13 protein-coding genes are annotated in these 15,407 nt (G+C 68.0%); 9 read left to right on the top strand and 4 right to left on the bottom strand.

Going from position 1 to position 15,407, the window contains the following annotated elements:
- Window positions 1-31: 31 nt before the first annotated feature.
- Window positions 32-394, bottom strand: a complete 363-nt coding sequence (locus tag ACSSVZ_RS00730; protein WP_453967679.1) for a hypothetical protein — start codon at window positions 392-394, stop codon at window positions 32-34.
- Window positions 395-597: 203 nt separating this feature from the next.
- Complete coding sequence (locus ACSSVZ_RS00725; RefSeq protein ID WP_453967678.1) at window positions 598-2,151, bottom strand: type VI secretion system Vgr family protein; 1,554 nt, start codon at window positions 2,149-2,151, stop codon at window positions 598-600.
- A 261-nt stretch (window positions 2,152-2,412) separates the two neighbouring features.
- On the opposite strand from ACSSVZ_RS00725, the gene ACSSVZ_RS00720 reads away from it, so the two are divergent.
- From ACSSVZ_RS00720 to arfB, 3 genes are all read left to right on the top strand, one after another.
- Window positions 2,413-2,949, top strand: coding sequence for a hypothetical protein (locus ACSSVZ_RS00720; RefSeq protein WP_453967677.1), 537 nt, complete (start codon window positions 2,413-2,415; stop codon window positions 2,947-2,949).
- A 110-nt stretch (window positions 2,950-3,059) separates the two neighbouring features.
- Window positions 3,060-6,023 (top strand): type VI secretion system ATPase TssH, encoded by a 2,964-nt coding sequence (tssH, locus tag ACSSVZ_RS00715; RefSeq protein WP_453967676.1) that lies wholly within the window; start codon window positions 3,060-3,062, stop codon window positions 6,021-6,023.
- Window positions 6,024-6,258: 235 nt separating this feature from the next.
- Window positions 6,259-6,681 carry an alternative ribosome rescue aminoacyl-tRNA hydrolase ArfB gene (arfB, locus tag ACSSVZ_RS00710; RefSeq protein WP_453967675.1) on the top strand — a complete coding sequence of 141 codons (423 nt, stop codon included), beginning with the start codon at window positions 6,259-6,261 and terminating at the stop codon, window positions 6,679-6,681.
- Between the two features lie 122 nt (window positions 6,682-6,803).
- Here arfB and ACSSVZ_RS00705 read toward each other — a convergent pair whose 3' ends face one another.
- Window positions 6,804-8,438, bottom strand: a complete 1,635-nt coding sequence (locus tag ACSSVZ_RS00705) for an alkaline phosphatase family protein (RefSeq protein WP_453967674.1) — start codon at window positions 8,436-8,438, stop codon at window positions 6,804-6,806.
- 114 nt (window positions 8,439-8,552) lie between these two features.
- Here ACSSVZ_RS00705 and ACSSVZ_RS00700 point away from each other — a divergent pair, with 114 nt between their 5' ends.
- From ACSSVZ_RS00700 to mbfA, 6 genes are all read left to right on the top strand, one after another.
- On the top strand, window positions 8,553-9,098 hold the full coding sequence (locus ACSSVZ_RS00700) for a MarR family winged helix-turn-helix transcriptional regulator (RefSeq protein WP_453967673.1): 546 nt from the start codon (window positions 8,553-8,555) through the stop codon (window positions 9,096-9,098).
- A 20-nt stretch (window positions 9,099-9,118) separates the two neighbouring features.
- On the top strand, window positions 9,119-10,063 hold the full coding sequence (locus ACSSVZ_RS00695; RefSeq protein ID WP_453967672.1) for a tripartite tricarboxylate transporter substrate binding protein: 945 nt from the start codon (window positions 9,119-9,121) through the stop codon (window positions 10,061-10,063).
- A gap of 18 nt (window positions 10,064-10,081) precedes the next feature.
- Window positions 10,082-10,600: a tripartite tricarboxylate transporter TctB family protein gene (locus ACSSVZ_RS00690; protein WP_453967671.1), complete on the top strand. Its 519-nt coding sequence runs from the start codon at window positions 10,082-10,084 to the stop codon at window positions 10,598-10,600.
- Window positions 10,601-10,603: 3 nt separating this feature from the next.
- On the top strand, window positions 10,604-12,097 hold the full coding sequence (locus ACSSVZ_RS00685) for a tripartite tricarboxylate transporter permease (protein ID WP_453967670.1): 1,494 nt from the start codon (window positions 10,604-10,606) through the stop codon (window positions 12,095-12,097).
- Between the two features lie 287 nt (window positions 12,098-12,384).
- Window positions 12,385-12,891, top strand: a complete 507-nt coding sequence (locus ACSSVZ_RS00680) for a hypothetical protein (RefSeq protein ID WP_453967669.1) — start codon at window positions 12,385-12,387, stop codon at window positions 12,889-12,891.
- Window positions 12,892-13,161: 270 nt separating this feature from the next.
- Window positions 13,162-14,139 carry an iron exporter MbfA gene (mbfA, locus tag ACSSVZ_RS00675; RefSeq protein ID WP_453967668.1) on the top strand — a complete coding sequence of 326 codons (978 nt, stop codon included), beginning with the start codon at window positions 13,162-13,164 and terminating at the stop codon, window positions 14,137-14,139.
- A gap of 18 nt (window positions 14,140-14,157) precedes the next feature.
- On the opposite strand, the gene ACSSVZ_RS00670 is transcribed toward mbfA, so the two are convergent.
- On the bottom strand, window positions 14,158-15,399 hold the full coding sequence (locus tag ACSSVZ_RS00670; RefSeq protein ID WP_453967667.1) for an MFS transporter: 1,242 nt from the start codon (window positions 15,397-15,399) through the stop codon (window positions 14,158-14,160).
- Window positions 15,400-15,407 lie beyond the last annotated feature (8 nt).

Raw genomic sequence — 15,407 nt, 5'->3', positions numbered from 1 at the left:
CGTGGGGACCGGCCTTGCGGCCGCACCCGTCCTACCGGCGCACGTCGCCGGTGGAAATGAACTGGATGGTGAGCTCCAGAAACGCCTGCGTTTCCACATCCACGATGGCGTGTCCGGTGAAGGCCCGTGCCGTCTCGCGCCGGGCCGCGTTCCCGCCGATCTCGTAGCGGAGCGTCGGACGGCCATGCCATTCGTCGCCCTGGGAGTATTGCGCCGCAGCCCGCACCACCACCGGGGTTCCGTCCGGCAGCGTGCTGCGGTCCTCGCCAAGCTGGATCGCCTCGGTCGAACGCGCGGCGAAATGGTGCGGAAGGCGGTAGCGGACGGCGTCGAGGACGGCCGCGGTGAACGCGTCGGTTTCGTGTTCCGGCGGATGCCAGACGGACTGCACCATCGGCGGATCTTTCCTGCTTGCGGCTTTCTCCCCCGCGACGTCCTGCCGGACGGGGAAGGCCGTAACGATAGAGGAATTTCGGTCCGGACCGAACCGACCCGAAACCATGTCTCGACGGACGGGATCCGGCGCGATGCCCGATCTCCGGCCGAGCGGCGCATCTGGACGGGCCTGGGATCAGGCCCGTCCGGAATGCATACCGCCTATCCGTCGATCAGTTCGATCGAGATCCCGGAGCTCGTGCGGATCACGTTGGTCTTGTTGATGCTCAGGGAACTGTCGATGCTCCCGAGCACCGACTTGTTCTCGGAGTTGGCGACCGTGCCGACGATCACCGGCCTGTCGGGATCTCCCTCGATGAACGCGAGCAGCACTTCGGTGCTCTTGTAGAGCGGGAACTGGAGACCGGTCCCGCCGGCGCCACCGAAGGGCTGGGCCTGTCGCACGTCGGCACTCGCCTTGCCGGCGGGCAGGCGCGTGGTCGTGCTTTCCTCCTCGATCAGCCGGATCCGGTAGGTGCCGTTGCTCTCGACCTTGGCCTCGGTCCCGCTCGTATCGTTGTCGATGATCGCATTCAGCACGCCCTGCACCCGCGGCTTCTGCTGCGACGGGTAGGGGCGGAACGTCGTCGCGTCGGCCGGCAGCGCGACGCAGATGATCGCATTGGAGAACGGCGCCGCCGAGGAACCCGGCACGTCATCCGAGGCCTGCGAGAAGTTCGTGCTGGACTTCAGCACGAGGTAGCGCTGGTTGAGCGAGGACAGCTTGCGCTCGTCGGTGTCGAGGTCGAACAGCATGCCAGGCCGGAGCCGGGTCGAGTTCGTCGAGCAATTGTACTGCATCTGATAGGTCAGCAGCTTCTCGGCGTGGATTTGCGCATAGCGGTCGCCGTCTGATGTCGACTCGAAGTGATCATCGTAGGTGACGGTCGCCCCGCCTCCGTTCGAATTGACGGCGTGACTGCGCAGGAACTGGGCGCTCTGGTCCGCCTTGTCGTAGTTGTAGTCGCGAGCGTACGTCTCCTTCTCGACGAAGCTGGACATCGTCGTCACGCTGCGGATGTGCTCGGTCTGCGGCGCGTTGGCCACGTTGTCCGGGACGTAGCTTATCTTGCCGTCGATCTTCTTGAAGACTTGGTTTTTGTCGCCGAAATTGACCGTCTCTTTCGTCTCGTCGTTGGTAATGAAGAAGAAGATGCCTTCCTGCTCCAGGATACGGCGGAAAAAATCGAGGTCGCTCTCGTAATACTGGAGCACGAAGTTGCGCTGCGTCGACACGATGTCACCGGGCACGTCGCAATCGATCGGCTGCTCGTCGGCGAACTGGGCGGCGGTCGAGGTGTCCTTCTTGAAGGTCGCCGGATCGAGCATCGCCTTGGCGAGCTCGTGCATCTTGATCGGCGCCGTCGTGCCCGACACCTGGCGCTGGCCGCTGTAGCCGAGGCGCGAAAGCCGAGGAACGACAACGATCTGGGTGATGTATTTGCGCGACAGCGAGAGCCCGAGCACGTTGTGCGTGCTGATGAAGCCGTGCACGTAGGCCAGCTCCATGCGGGGCAGCAGCCCCTCCACGCCATACTGGAAGCTCACCTGCTTACCGGCCAGTGTCTGGCTGATGGTATCCGTGCTTGTCAGGAAGCGGATGGTGTACTCGAACGGCGCGGAAATCTTTTCCATGCCCGTGAAAGATAAGATCTCAAGATCCGCGAGCTCCTGACCTTTGACGTCGAGCTGCATTTCCGTGACGGCGTATTTCATCGCCCCCTCCTTACCTGCGAATTGCCCCCGCGCGACGTCGCAAGAGCCAGAAAAACCGGACGAATACGGCGTGCATTAGAGAGTTCGAAAGCACCCACCGCGCCAGCCCCGGCACACGGTTATGTAATGAGGTTCACTTCTAAGGAAGGTTCATTGCGAAAATTTAAGAATCTGAAGCGCTGTTGGCGCGTTGTCACAGTCGATCTCCTATACTAAGTGACGATCACCTGCTGGCGATCATGGTTGGAATGGAGAACTAAAATGCAACAGAATTTCTTCATGACGATGAAGGGCTCCTCCAAGGGGGATGTCACGAGCAAGGCCAACACCTCGGACAGCGACGAGACGCATGCCGTCGATGCCTACAAGGGCAAGGCGACAGTCCTGTGGTACAAGGAAGAGGCCCAGATCGAGCGTGGCACGTCGGGCCAGGTGACCGGTACCCCGGTCTACATCCCGGTGGAAGTCGCGGTCCTCGGCGGTACCGCCCTGGAATCCTCGGTCCGCGATCTCTTCGACACGGGCGAGCAGCTCAGCGAAGTGACCATCGAGCGTTACCGCCTCAAGAAGGAAGGCGGCAAGGACAACCACTACAAGCACACCTACAAGAATGGCGTCATCACCGGCTTCAAGTCCATGTTCGGCTCCACGCCGGAAGACCTGATGACCGGCACGACCCCGGGCATGCAGCGTGAAGTCCAGGAAATCATGGTGATCCAGTTCACCTTCGAGTCCGCCGACCACGAGGCCCTGAAGTCCTCGGTCCAGGCGAGCGTCAACAAGAACCAGGGCTCCTGATCCCGGGTTCTGGAGGTCATACGTGACCGAAACGATATTCCGCCCGCGCGAGTCATCGCGCGGGCGTTTTTCATGTTAGGCTTTCGGACCTTCGGGGGAGGACCATCACGATGCAGCTCGACCTGAAAGCGCTTTTCGCGCGGCTCAACCCGTACACGAAGCGCAGCCTCGAGACGGCCTCCGGCCTGTGCGTTTCGAGTTCCCACTACGAAGTCACCATCGATCACCTGTTGCTGGTGATGGTGGACGACCAGAACCGCGACGTGCAGGCGATGCTGCGCGGCTTCGACATCGATCCCGCCACCCTGCGCCGCGCCCTGCAGCGCTCGGTCGAACAGCTGCGCAGCGGCAATTCTGGCCGCCCGGTGTTCGCGCCGTTGCTGATCGAACTGCTCACCGACGGCTGGCTGGTGTCCTCCGTCGAGCTCAATCTGGGTGAGATCCGCTCCGGCGCGCTGCTGATTGCGCTGCTGCAGACCCCTGGCCGCTACGGCGGCGCCGATTGGTATCCGCTGATCGAGCCGATCGCCGCCCGCGAGGCCAAGCGCCGCTTCCACGAGCTGACCGACGGCTCGGAGGAAACCGCCGGCAGCCTGTCGACCCAGGCCTCCGCCCCCGGCAGCACCCCGGCCAGCGCCGCCGCCGCCGCGAAATCCGGCATCTCCGAGGACAGCGCCCTCGGCCGCTTCGCCATCAACTTCACCGACCAGGCCCGCGCCGGCCGCATCGACCCGGTCTTCTGCCGCGATCGCGAGATCCAGCAGATGATCGACATCCTCGGCCGCCGCCGGAAGAACAACCCGATCTGCGTCGGCGAGCCCGGCGTCGGCAAGACCGCCGTCGTCGAGGGCCTCGCCCTGAAGATCGCCAACGGCGACGTCCCCGCCTTCCTGAAGGACGTCGAGCTGGTCGGCCTCGACCTCGGCATGCTGCAGGCCGGCGCCGGCGTGAAGGGCGAGTTCGAGAACCGCCTGAAGGGCATCATCGACGAGGTGAAGGCCTCCACCAAGCCGATCGTGCTGTTCATCGACGAGGCGCACATGATGATCGGCGCCGGCGGCTCGGCCGGCGGTTCCGACGCGGCCAACCTGCTGAAGCCGGCGCTGGCCCGCGGCGAGCTGAAGACGATCGCCGCCACCACCTGGAGCGAGTACAAGAAATACTTCGAGAAGGACGCGGCCCTCGCCCGCCGCTTCCAGCTGGTCAAGCTCGACGAGCCGACCCCCGACCAGGCCGTCACCATCATCCGCGGCCTGCGCAACATCTACGAGAAGAGCCACGGCGTGTACGTGCGCGACGACGCCGTCGTCGCCGCCGCCCGGCTGTCGGCGCGCTACCTCTCCGGCCGCCAGCTGCCCGACAAGGCCGTCGACGTGCTCGACACCGCGTCGGCCCGGGTGAAGCTGTCGATCTCCTCCAAGCCCGCCCGCCTCGACGGCACCGAGCGGCGCATCGAGGAGCTGGCGCGCGCGCTTTCCGCCGTGCAGCGCGACGAGGCCTCCTACATCGGCACCGACGCCGACCTGATCCCCGAGCTCGAGGCCGACATCGCGCGCTTGCGCGACGAGGCGGCCGCGCTGACCGAGCGCTGGGACAAGGAGCGCGGCCTCATCGAGGAGATCCTGTCGCTGCGCGAATCGCTCGGCATCGGCGGCTCCGTCGAGGAGGCCGAGAAGAAGCTGCTGGAAGAGACAAAGGCCGAGGCGACCGGCGACACCCCGCCGGAGGCCGCGCCCGACGCCGCCGCCCCGGACGACGCCGACGCGCCGCTCACCGCCGACGAGCGCCGCGAGCACATCGAGCGCCTGAAGGCGCGGATCGCCGACCTCGCCGCCGTCCAGGGCCACGACCCGCTGCTCACCTACGAGGTCTCCCCGGACGTCGTCGGCCAGGTCATCTCCGACTGGACGGGCATCCCGGTCGGCCGGATGGTGCGCGACGAGTCCGCCGCGATCCTCACCCTCGCCGACCGCCTCAAGGAGCGCGTCATCGGCCAGGACCAGGCGATCGGCGCCATCGACGAGGGCGTCCGCGCCGCCAAGGCCGGCCTCAACAACCCCGGCCAGCCGATGGGCGTGTTCCTGCTGGTCGGCCCGTCGGGCGTCGGCAAGACCGAGCTCGCCACCGCGGTTGCCGACGTGCTGTTCGGCGGCGAGCGCTTCCTCACCTCCATCAACATGTCGGAGTTCCAGGAGAAGCACACGCTGTCGAAGCTGGTCGGCTCGCCCCCCGGCTACGTCGGCTACGGCGAAGGCGGCATCCTCACCGAGGCGGTGCGCCAGCGCCCGTACTCGGTGGTCCTCCTCGACGAGGTCGAGAAGGCGGATCTGGAGGTGATGAACCTGTTCTACCAGGTGTTCGACAAGGGCACCCTGTCGGACGGCGAAGGCCGCATCATCGACTTCAAGAACACCATCGTCATCCTGACCTCGAACCTGGCGACCGACACCCTCACCCAGATGGGCCTGGAGGAGGTGAAGCCCTCGGTGGACGAACTGGTGGAGGCGATCCGGCCGGAGCTGTCGCGCCACTTCAAGCCGGCGCTGCTCGCCCGCATGCAGATCGTGCCGTTCTATCCGCTCGTCGGCTCGCCGCTGGTCGGCATCGTCCGGCTCAAGCTCAACAAGCTGGTGCGCCAGCTGCGCGAGAGCCAGAAGATCGACCTCAGCTACACCGACGCGGTGGCCAACCTGATCGCCGCCCGCTGCACCGAGGTGGAGACCGGCGCCCGCAACATCGACCACATCATCAACCGCACGCTCAGGCCGGCGATCGCCACGGAAATCCTCAACCGGATGACCGACGAGGAGAACCTCGACCACATGGCGATCGATGTCGGGCCCGACTCCGGCTTCGTCATCACTTTTGGTGTCCCGGCCGCGTTGCCGGCGGATGCCGGTCTGATCGACTCCGGCCTCGCCGGCTCCAGCCTGGCGGACAGCGGCCTGGCCGAGCCCGACGGGACCGACGCGCACGATGCCGGTCCGATCGGCGCGGACTTCCTCGACCCGGCGCGCGGTCCGGATGCTCCGGACGGCGACGGCGACCTGCCGGACAGCCGCGCCGCCGAATAAGACACGAACGATCGGACAGACGACGCGACCCGCCGGGGACTGCCCCGGCGGGTCTTTTTTTTCGCGTTTCGCCCGGATTCTGGCGCGCCGTCGGCGGTCCGACCGTTCGGACCAGGACCACTCGGTCCGTCGAACGGCACTGGCGTATCTTGACCCCGGCCGCCGGGCTGATAGCCGTTGGAAAGCCATTCGCCGCGCGCGGCGGCGAGCGCCCCCGCAACAGCGTATCGGCACGATGATCGCCATCACCGACCACATCGCCATCGACCCGGCGGAAATCGAGGTGGCCTTCGTGCGCGCGGCTGGCCCCGGCGGCCAAAACGTCAACAAGGTGTCGAGCGCCGTCCAGCTGCGCTTCGACATCCGCCACTCGCCATCGCTGCCGGACTATGTGCGGGCGAAGGCCGAACGGCTGGCCGGCAGCCGCCTCACCAAGGACGGCGTCATCGTCATCCAGGCCATGCGCCACCGCACCCAGGAGCTGAACCGCGCCGATGCCGTGGATCGGCTGGTCGAGCTCCTGCGCGAAGCCTCGGTGCGCCAGGCGTTCCGGGTGAAGACCAAGCCGTCGAAGGCCGCGAAACGGCGCCGGGTCGACACCAAGACCAAGCGCGGCGCCGTCAAGAAGCTGCGCTCGGGCAAGGTCGGGCCCGACTGAGCATTTCCCGTTCAGATCGAAACGATCTGAACGACAAGGAATTGCTCAAGGGATTGAATCTGGAGCCATTTCTTGTCGATCAGGTGTCACCACCTGATCGGAAAAGGCTCTGAGCGCCCCGCTCAGCTCATCGGCGGCCCGTCGCCCTGCTCGTGCCGGGCGGCCGCCACCTCTTCCTCGTCCCAGTAGCCGATCAGGATGCCGGCCCTGAGCTCGCCGCCCGTGCGCGCGGCAATGGCCTCGTCCGACATCGTGATGCGGCCGTGCAGCCGCCGGCTCCACTTGCCCAGGGCGTCTTCCAGCCGGTCCCGCTCGGCCTGGAACGCCGGATCGGCGCCCAGGTCGACGAACTCGTCCGGGTCCGTCGCAAGGTCGTGCAGCATTGGACGCAGGTTTTCGGCATGGACGTATTTCCAGCGCCCATCGAACACCATGAACATGCGCGAATCGGCGACCGACTGGCCGTGGTCGGTCCGGGCCTTTCGCATCGCGTAGTCGCATTCGCTGATCGCGTGGCTGCGCCAGGCAGGCGTCTCGCCATGCAGGAGCGGCAGCAGCGACCGGCCTTCGAGCACGTGCGGCTTCGGCTTGCCGCCGAAGACCTCCAGGAAGGTCGGCGCCAGGTCGATGGCCTCGACGATCGCCTCGCTGACGGTGCCCCGGGTCGCATCCGCCTCGGCGGCCGGATCGACCACTATCAGCGGGATCTTCACCGACATGTCGTGGAAGAGCTCCTTCTCGCCGAGCCAGTGGTCGCCGAGATAGTCGCCGTGATCGGCGGTGAAGACGATCAGCGTGTCGTCGGCCAGCCCCTCCTCGTCAAGGAAGGCCATCAGCCGGCCGACGTGGTCGTCGATCTGGGTGATCAGGCCCATGTAGGCGGGGATGACGCGCGCGCGGACCTCGTCGCGGGAAAACGCCTTGCTCACCCGCTCCTGCATGTACGAGCCGTAGACCGGATGCGGGTCCCGGCGCTCCTCCTCCGAACGGATCGGCGGCACCACGTCATCGGCTCCGTACATGTCGTGGTAGGGCGCCGGCGCGATGTAGGGCCAGTGCGGCTTGATGTAGGAAAGGTGCAGGCACCACGGCCGGTCGTCGGCCTTCGCGTCGCGGATGAACTCCATCGCCCGATCGGTCATGTAGGGCGTCTCGGAATCCGGCTCCTCGATGCGCGCCGGCTTGTCCGCATGGGAGAGCAGCCAGCCCGACAGGATCGAGCCGTCGGCGTCTTCCGCCGAGTTCGCCCAGTCCTCCCAGGGGTTCTCGCCCTCGTAGCCCTTCTCCCGCAAATGATCGTCGTAGCGCGGTCCGCTGTCGTAGCCGCCGTACGGGTGCAGCCCGTCGTCGCGCTCGTAGGGCTCGAAGCCGCACTCGGAGATCCGCACGCCGATCTCGGTTTCTGGATCGATGCCGAGCCGCATCATCCCCTCGATGTCGGCCTTCATGTGGGTCTTGCCGACCAGCACGGTCCGCACGCCCTCGGCGCGCAGGTGATCGCCGAGCGTCGGCTCGCCGGCCCTGAGCGGGACGCCGTTCCAGGTCGCGCCGTGCGAGTGGACGTAGCGCCCGGTGTAGAAGCTCATCCGCGACGGCCCGCAGATCGGCGACTGCACGAAGGTGTTGGCGAACCGCACCCCGCGCGCCGCCAGCGCGTCGATGTTGGGCGTCTTGATGGTCGGGTGGCCGGCGCAGCCCAGGTAGTCGTGGCGCAGCTGGTCACACATGATCCACAGCACGTTGCGTCGACCGGTCATGCATCCTCCTGGAAAGGGCGATCTCTCCCGATTAGTTGACAAAGACAACAAGCTCGTCAAGCATGGCTGCAACAAGCGAGTGCCTCGAAGCCTCGGGACGGGAGAGGAATAGCGTTGGACGCCGCCGCCGCAAAGGGCCCGGCCCGGCCGGGGGGGAAACATCCCGAGATCGCGGACATCCGCGATCTCGTCGCCTTCCGCGTCGCCATGCTGGCCGCCGCCAACGACCGGGTGGGCCAGAGCTGGATGAAGGCCGAGCACGGGGTGAGCCTGCGCGAATGGCGCGTTCTCGGCATCATCGCCGCGCTCGAGCCGGTGAAGTTCGGCGACGTGGTGCACGAGCTGCAGCTCGACAAGGGACAGCTCAGCCGCCTCGTGAAGGCCCTCGTCGATCGCCGCTTCGTGCAGAACCGGGTCGACACCGGCGACCAGCGGGTGAGCCGGCTCAGCCTCACCCCGGCCGGACGAGACCTGCACGGCGTGCTGCTGGCCAAGGCGCTCAGGGGCAACGACCGGATCCTCGCCGCCCTGTCCGCCGCCGAGACCGAGACCTTCATCCGCCTCCTCGACAAGCTGCAGCCGCACATGGTGCAGCGCGCCGACGTCGAGGCCGGCGACACGACGGCAGCAAAGCGAAAGCCCTCGAAGACGGGCGTCTGACAACCGGGAGGAAACCGACGATGAAAGCCAGAACAGTCCTGGGCGCGCTTGCCGCCCTTGCCCTGATGACCGGCGCGGCCGCCGCCGAATGGCCCGACAAACCGATCCAGATCATGATCCCGTGGCCGGCGCCGAACGACCCGTCGACGCTGGTCGCCACCGCCATCGCCCCGGTGATGTCGGAGGAGCTCGGCGTGCCGGTGAAAGTCGTCAACAAGCCGGGCGGCGGCGCCGTGCTGGCGACCGCCGAACTCGCCCGCTCGCGGCCCGACGGCTACACCATCGGCCTCATCTCCATCGGCCCGATGATCACCCAGGTCATTCGCGGCAAGACGCCCTACAAGAACCAGGACCTGCAGCCCCTCGGCCTGGTCTGGGCGAGCCCGTTCACCCTCGCCGCGCGCGCCGACGCCCCCTACGACAACCTCCAGGAGCTGTCGGAATACGCCAAGGACCACGACGTCCGCCTCGCCCACTGGGGCCTCGGTGCCGTGCCGACGCTGATCGCCATGAAGGCGGCCGACGTGGGCGGCTTCAAGTGGAAGGAAACGGCCTACGACAAGCTCAACCCGCTGCTGGTCGTGCAGGGCGACGCCGACGTCATCACCTTCTCCACGCCGGGCCTCACCGATTACGTGGAGGCCGACAAGATGAAGCTGCTGGCGGCCATGCTGCCGAACCGCGTCCCAGCCTACCCGGACGTGCCGACGGTGGCCGAACAGGGCTACGGCGACGCCTACGCGATCTGGTTCGGCGCCTTCGTGCCGAAGGGGACCGACCCCGAGATCGTCGCCAGGCTCTCCGACGCCTTCTTCTCCGCCATGGAGAACCCCGAGGTGCAGACGGTGATCGAGAACGTCGGCGTCGTGCCGATCAAGACCGGACCGGACGAGGCCCGCGCACGCATGGACCAGGAACTCACCGAGTTCGGCGCGATCATGAAGACCCTCGGCATCATCCAGTAGCGCACGAGACCGGCAGCCATGACCGACAGTGCCGACACGGACGCGGACGCGGCGCGTGAGCGCCCCTCCCGCACCTCCGACGCGGTTGCCGCTGCCGTGGGCGTTGCGGCGGCGGGGGTGCTGCTGGCCGCCCCCTCCCTCGTCGACAGCTCGGGGCCCGACCCGTTCTACAAGGGGCCGCTGATCTTTCCGCTGATCGCGCTGGCCATTGCCATCGCCGGCGCGCTGCCCGCGATGATCCGCCTCGTCACCGACCACGGGCGCAGCTGGCACGTCGACGGCCGCGGCGTGCCCGGGCGGGCCATCGCGCTGTTCGCGCTCGCCTGCCTCTACGCCCCGGCGATCGCCTGGGCCGGCCTCGACGCGGCGACGCTGGGGTTCATGCTGGCGGGGCTGCTCGTCACCAATCCCAGGCGCCCGCTGCGCGCCGTCGCCACGGCGATCGGGACGACCGTCGTCCTCCACCTCGCCTTCGTGACCGCCCTCGACATCTGGTTCCCGACCCCGGCCCTGTGGTCGGCGATCGCCGGAGGCTGAGGCGTGGACATCATTTCCGCAGGCTTCCTGGCGGCCTTCACGCCGGACAACCTCGTCGCGCTGGTGATCGGCTCGGTCATCGGCATCATCGTCGGCGTGCTGCCCGGCCTCGGCCCGCTGGTCGGCATGGTGGTGCTGCTGCCGTTCACCTTCCAGCTCGCCCCTGACGTGGCGCTGTCGCTGCTGCTCGGCGTGTTCTGCGGCGGCTATTTCGGCGGCGCGGTGCCGGCCGTGCTGATCCGGGTGCCCGGCGTCCCCTCGTCCATCGTCACCAGTTTCGACGGCTTCCCGCTGACCGAGCGCGGCGAGGCGCAGACCGCCCTGTCCGCCGCCCTCGTCGGCTCGCTGGGCGGCGGGCTGGTCTCGATCGTGATCCTGGTGGCGCTGGCGCCGCTGCTGTCCCAGGTGGCGGCGAGCTTCGGCCCGCCGGAATTCCTGGCCGTCGCCGTGTTCGGCATCCTGCTGGTCGCCGTCTCGTTCCGGGAAAAGCTCGGCCAGGCGGTGCTGCTGATCGGGCTGGGCTTCTGGCTGTCGACGGTCGGCATCGACGGCCCGACCCTCAGCCCGCGCTTCACCTTCGGCATCTGGGAGATGCAGAACGGCCTCGACCTCGTCGCCGTCGTCCTCGGCCTGTTCGGCATCGGTCAGGCGCTGCTGCTGCTGGAACAGGGCATCCTCAAGACCGACCGGCTCAACCTCAGCCGCGGCAGCCTCGACTTCAGCCAGATCATCAAGGTTCTGCGCTACTGGCGGACGCTGATCCGCTCCGGGGTGATCGGCACCTTCATCGGCCTGTTGCCGGGCCCCGGCTCGGTGCTCGCCTCGTTCGTCGCCTACGACGTCGCCAAGCGCCGCTCGCCGCACCCGGAGGAGTTCGGCCGGGGCACGCCGGAGGGCTGCATCGCCGCGGAGGCCGGCAACAACGCCGTGCCCGCCGGCGCCCTTATCCCGCTGCTGACGCTCGGCATCCCCGGCGAGGCCCTGAGCGCCCTGCTGCTCGGCGTCTTCACCCTCAACGGCATCTACCCGGGCCCGCTCCTCCTCATCAAGGAACCGGTGCTGATCTCGACCCTCTACTGGTCCATGTTGTTGATCAACATCGTTTCTTTCGCCGTGCTGGCGATCTGGCTGAGGCCGTTCGCCCTCATCGTGAAGGTGCCGAAGGAGATCATCGCGGTGGGGGTCATCGCCCTCTCCATGGTCGGCATCTACGCCGTCAACACGCGCTTCTTCGACTGCGGCGTGGCGCTGGCGGCGGGCGTGGTCGGCTACGTGCTGCTGCGGCTCGGCTGGCCGCTGGTGGCGCTGGTGATGGGCGTCGTCATCGGCCCGATCATCGAGAACCGGCTGCGCGAGACGCTCAGCCTCGGCGACGGCAGCCCGATGATCCTGCTGGAACGGCCGATCTGCGTCGGGATCCTGCTGCTGAGCCTGGTCATGGTGCTGGCTCCGCTGCGCAAGCACCTGAAAAGAACGACGATTTCTGCGCACAGGTGAGGCGCGTGCGCAGCTGCGCACCAAAGCGCACCAAACCTGCACCAAACTGCGCGATTCCGCCGAAAGCGCAGCCAAAGCACACCTCTTCTGCGCTCTGGTGCGCAGCCTGCGCGCAGCTGTCGGCCCCACCGCCCGTCCCCGGCCGCAATCGTTAACGATTCCTTGCCGAGCCGGCTAAGGGATCGCTAATATTCGCCGCCCGCGAGCCCTGATCGGACGCGCGGGACGGGGCGCGCGAACAAGAGGGCGGTCCCGACCTTGGGGCGGCAAAGACTGGGGGACTTCTCATGAAGCGATTGGCGATGGTCGGCGCGGCCCTTCTCCTCGGCAGCGGGTTGAACACCGTCTCGGCGCAGTACTCGATGAATCCGGCGCTGAGCGAACCAAGGGGCATGTACCCGTCCGGCTCCCCCGATCAGGTGCAGAACGATGCGCCGTGGGGCTACGCCGCCATGGCCGTCGGACCGAAGGGGCGGAGCTGGATCATCGCGGCGCGCTCCGAGGCGGAGGCGCGCGCCGCCGCCCAGGCCGAGTGCCGGCAGTTCGAGGACAGCTGCGAGGCCGTGGTCACCGGATCGGACAGCGGCTTCTTCATCGGCGGCTACTGCGGGACGACGCCCAAGGTCGCCTATTCGCCCACCGACTTCATGGACGCCCAGGCCCGCTTCTACGGCAATACGATCGTGTCCGGATCCGGGCTGGTGGAAAAGGCTGGCGACTGCGCCATCCTGTGGCTCGGCCACCGCGTGTCGCCGCCCTGGCGCGACCGCCCGACCACGCTCGCCCGGCGCTAGACCCGCATCGGCGGCCCGACGACGCGGCCGGCCCGGGCCCGCCGGGGCCTTGTGCGGGGCCGCCGTTGCGCTACCTTCATAATCAAGAACTATTCCAGACTGGGTCGTCTTCGCGTTCGGCGCCGGCACGATCCGGCGGGCGGACATTGGCGGAAGCGCCGAGGGCTGCCCGGTCGGCCCGCCGATCCGCTGTCGCCCGCCGACCGGCAGGCTCAGAGGACGCGCGTCTGACGGCCCGCCGTTTCACCACCAGACAGGACCGATGCGCCCATGATCCCCGGCTTTTCAACCCGCCGCCGCTTCAGCGAGCTGTCCGAGCGCGAGATCCTTGCGCTGGCCATTTCCTCCGAGGTGGAGGACCGGGAGATCTACCAGACCTTCGCCGAGCACCTGCGCGGCGAATTTCCGGCCTCCGCCGCAGTGTTCGACGGCATGGCGGAGGAGGAAAAGGAGCACCACCGGCGCCTCGTCGAGCTCTACCACAGGCGCTTCGGCGAGGTGATCCTGCCGATCCGCCGCTCCGACGTCGCCGGCTACTATTCCCGGCGCCCGATCTGGCTGGTCGAGAATCTCGGCCTGGAGCGGGTGCGGGCCGAAGCCGAGATCATGGAGGTGGACGCCGGCAACTTCTACGTGGCCGCCGCCGGGCGGGCCACCGACCCGGCCGTGAAGGCGCTGTTGAGCGAGCTTGCCGCCGCCGAGACCGAGCACGTCAGCCGGGCCGGCCAGCTGGCGGAGAAGAACCTCACCCCGTCGGCCCGCAACGCCGAGGACGCCGTCTCGCATCGCCGCTTCGTGCTGACCTACGTGCAGCCGGGCCTGGCCGGGCTGATGGACGGCTCGGTGTCGACGCTGGCGCCGGTGTTCGCGGCGGCGTTCGCGACGCAGAGTTCGTACTCGACCTTCCTCGTCGGCCTCGCCGCCGCGCTCGGCTCCGGGATCTCGATGGGGCTGACCGAGGCGCTGTCGGACGACGGGGTGATCACCGGGCGCGGCGCACCGCTGAAGCGCGGCATCGCCTGCGGGCTGATGACCACCCTCGGCGGCCTGGGTCACGCCCTGCCCTATCTGATCCCCCACTTCTGGACCGCCACGGCGATCGCCATCGTCGTGGTGTTCTTCGAGCTGTGGGCGATCGCCTGGATCCGCTGGAAGTTCATGGAGACGCCGTTCATGCGCGCCGCCATGCAGATCGTGCTGGGCGGCGCGCTGGTGTTTGCGGTCGGCATCCTGATCGGTAGCGCCTGACGGCGGGCGCGGAGCCGGTCAGCAGGCCTCCGTCACATCGGCGGCCGCCCTGCCGGGCCGGCCTTCGAGCAGCGCCAGTCCGGCCAGCGCGACGACCGGCAGGGTGCCGGCGACGAGCATGGCGAGCCCCCAGCCGCCGACCGCATAGGTCCACGCCCCCAGCCCCGCGAAGACGGCGCCGCTGAGGAAGAAGGCGGTCATGTAGAGCCCGTTGAGGCGTCCGCGGATCTCCGGCTGCAGCGAGAAGATCACCCGCTGGCCGAGCACCATGGTCGCCGCCATGCCGAAATCGATGAGGATCGCGGCGGCGACCAGCACGGCAAGCCCGGCGGCCGTGGGGGTGGCGCCCAGATAGGCGAGGACGGCGGCGGCCGCGCCGAGCACCAGCGCCACGCAGGTGGCGCCCCGGACGAGACCGTGGTCGGCCACCCGGCCGGCGATCGGCGCCGCGAAGACGCCGGCGACGCCAGCCAGCGCGAACAGCGCGATGCCCGCCTGGGTCAGGTGAAAGACATCGGTCAAAAGCAGCGGCACCGTCGTCCAGAACAGGCTGAACGCCCCGAACATGCAGGCCTGGTAGAAGGCCCGGCGCTGCAGATCGGGCGTCCTCAGGATCAGGCCGCCCATGGAGGCCAGCAGCTGGCCGTAGCCCAGCTTCGCCTGGGGGTGGCGCGGCGGCAGGACGATCCGCAGCACGACGACGAGGATGCTCAGAACGATCGCGGAGAACAGGAAGACCGCGTGCCAGGAGATCAGGCTGGTGATGAAGCTGGCGACCGGCCGGGCGAGCATGATGCCGAACATCAGCCCGCTCATGATCGTGCCGACGACCCGCCCGTGCTGGGCCTTCGGCGCCAGATGGGCGGCATAGGGCACCAGCACCTGAACGGAGACCGAGGCGATGCCGATCAGCAGCGCGGAGACCAGGAAGGGGGCCGCGGCCGTCGACAGGGCGGCGGCGAGAAGGGCGACGATGGCGGCCAAAAGCAGCGTCACCACCAGCCGCCGGTTTTCCAACAGGTCGGCCAGCGGCACGACGAAGAACAGGCCGACGCCGTAGCCGATCTGGGTGAGCGACACGATCAGGCCGGCCAGCGCCGGCGGCAGATCGAGCGACGCGCTGATGACGCCGACCAGCGGCTGGGAATAGTAGATGTTGGCGGCGACCAGCCCGCAGGTGGCGGCAAGGAGGCCGATGAGCCAGCCCGGCAGCTCGGCGGTGTCCGGGACATCGGCAGGCGAACGCGTGACGTGTGCCAAGGGAAGCT

It is taken from the genome of Amorphus sp. MBR-141 (assembly GCF_053628695.1).
This window is presented reverse-complemented; position numbering and strand designations above follow the sequence as displayed.

Bases quoted from the DNA above. Each gene is read 5' to 3' on its own strand.
- ACSSVZ_RS00730 (WP_453967679.1), bottom strand. From the start codon at position 394: ATGGTGCAGTCCGTCTGGCATCCGCCGGAACACGAAACCGACGCGTTC.
- ACSSVZ_RS00725 (WP_453967678.1), bottom strand. From the start codon at position 2,151: ATGAAATACGCCGTCACGGAAATGCAGCTCGACGTCAAAGGTCAGGAG.
- ACSSVZ_RS00720 (WP_453967677.1), top strand. From the start codon at position 2,413: ATGCAACAGAATTTCTTCATGACGATGAAGGGCTCCTCCAAGGGGGAT.
- tssH (WP_453967676.1), top strand. From the start codon at position 3,060: ATGCAGCTCGACCTGAAAGCGCTTTTCGCGCGGCTCAACCCGTACACG.
- arfB (WP_453967675.1), top strand. From the start codon at position 6,259: ATGATCGCCATCACCGACCACATCGCCATCGACCCGGCGGAAATCGAG.
- ACSSVZ_RS00705 (WP_453967674.1), bottom strand. From the start codon at position 8,438: ATGACCGGTCGACGCAACGTGCTGTGGATCATGTGTGACCAGCTGCGC.
- ACSSVZ_RS00695 (WP_453967672.1), top strand. From the start codon at position 9,119: ATGAAAGCCAGAACAGTCCTGGGCGCGCTTGCCGCCCTTGCCCTGATG.
- ACSSVZ_RS00690 (WP_453967671.1), top strand. From the start codon at position 10,082: ATGACCGACAGTGCCGACACGGACGCGGACGCGGCGCGTGAGCGCCCC.
- ACSSVZ_RS00680 (WP_453967669.1), top strand. From the start codon at position 12,385: ATGAAGCGATTGGCGATGGTCGGCGCGGCCCTTCTCCTCGGCAGCGGG.
- mbfA (WP_453967668.1), top strand. From the start codon at position 13,162: ATGATCCCCGGCTTTTCAACCCGCCGCCGCTTCAGCGAGCTGTCCGAG.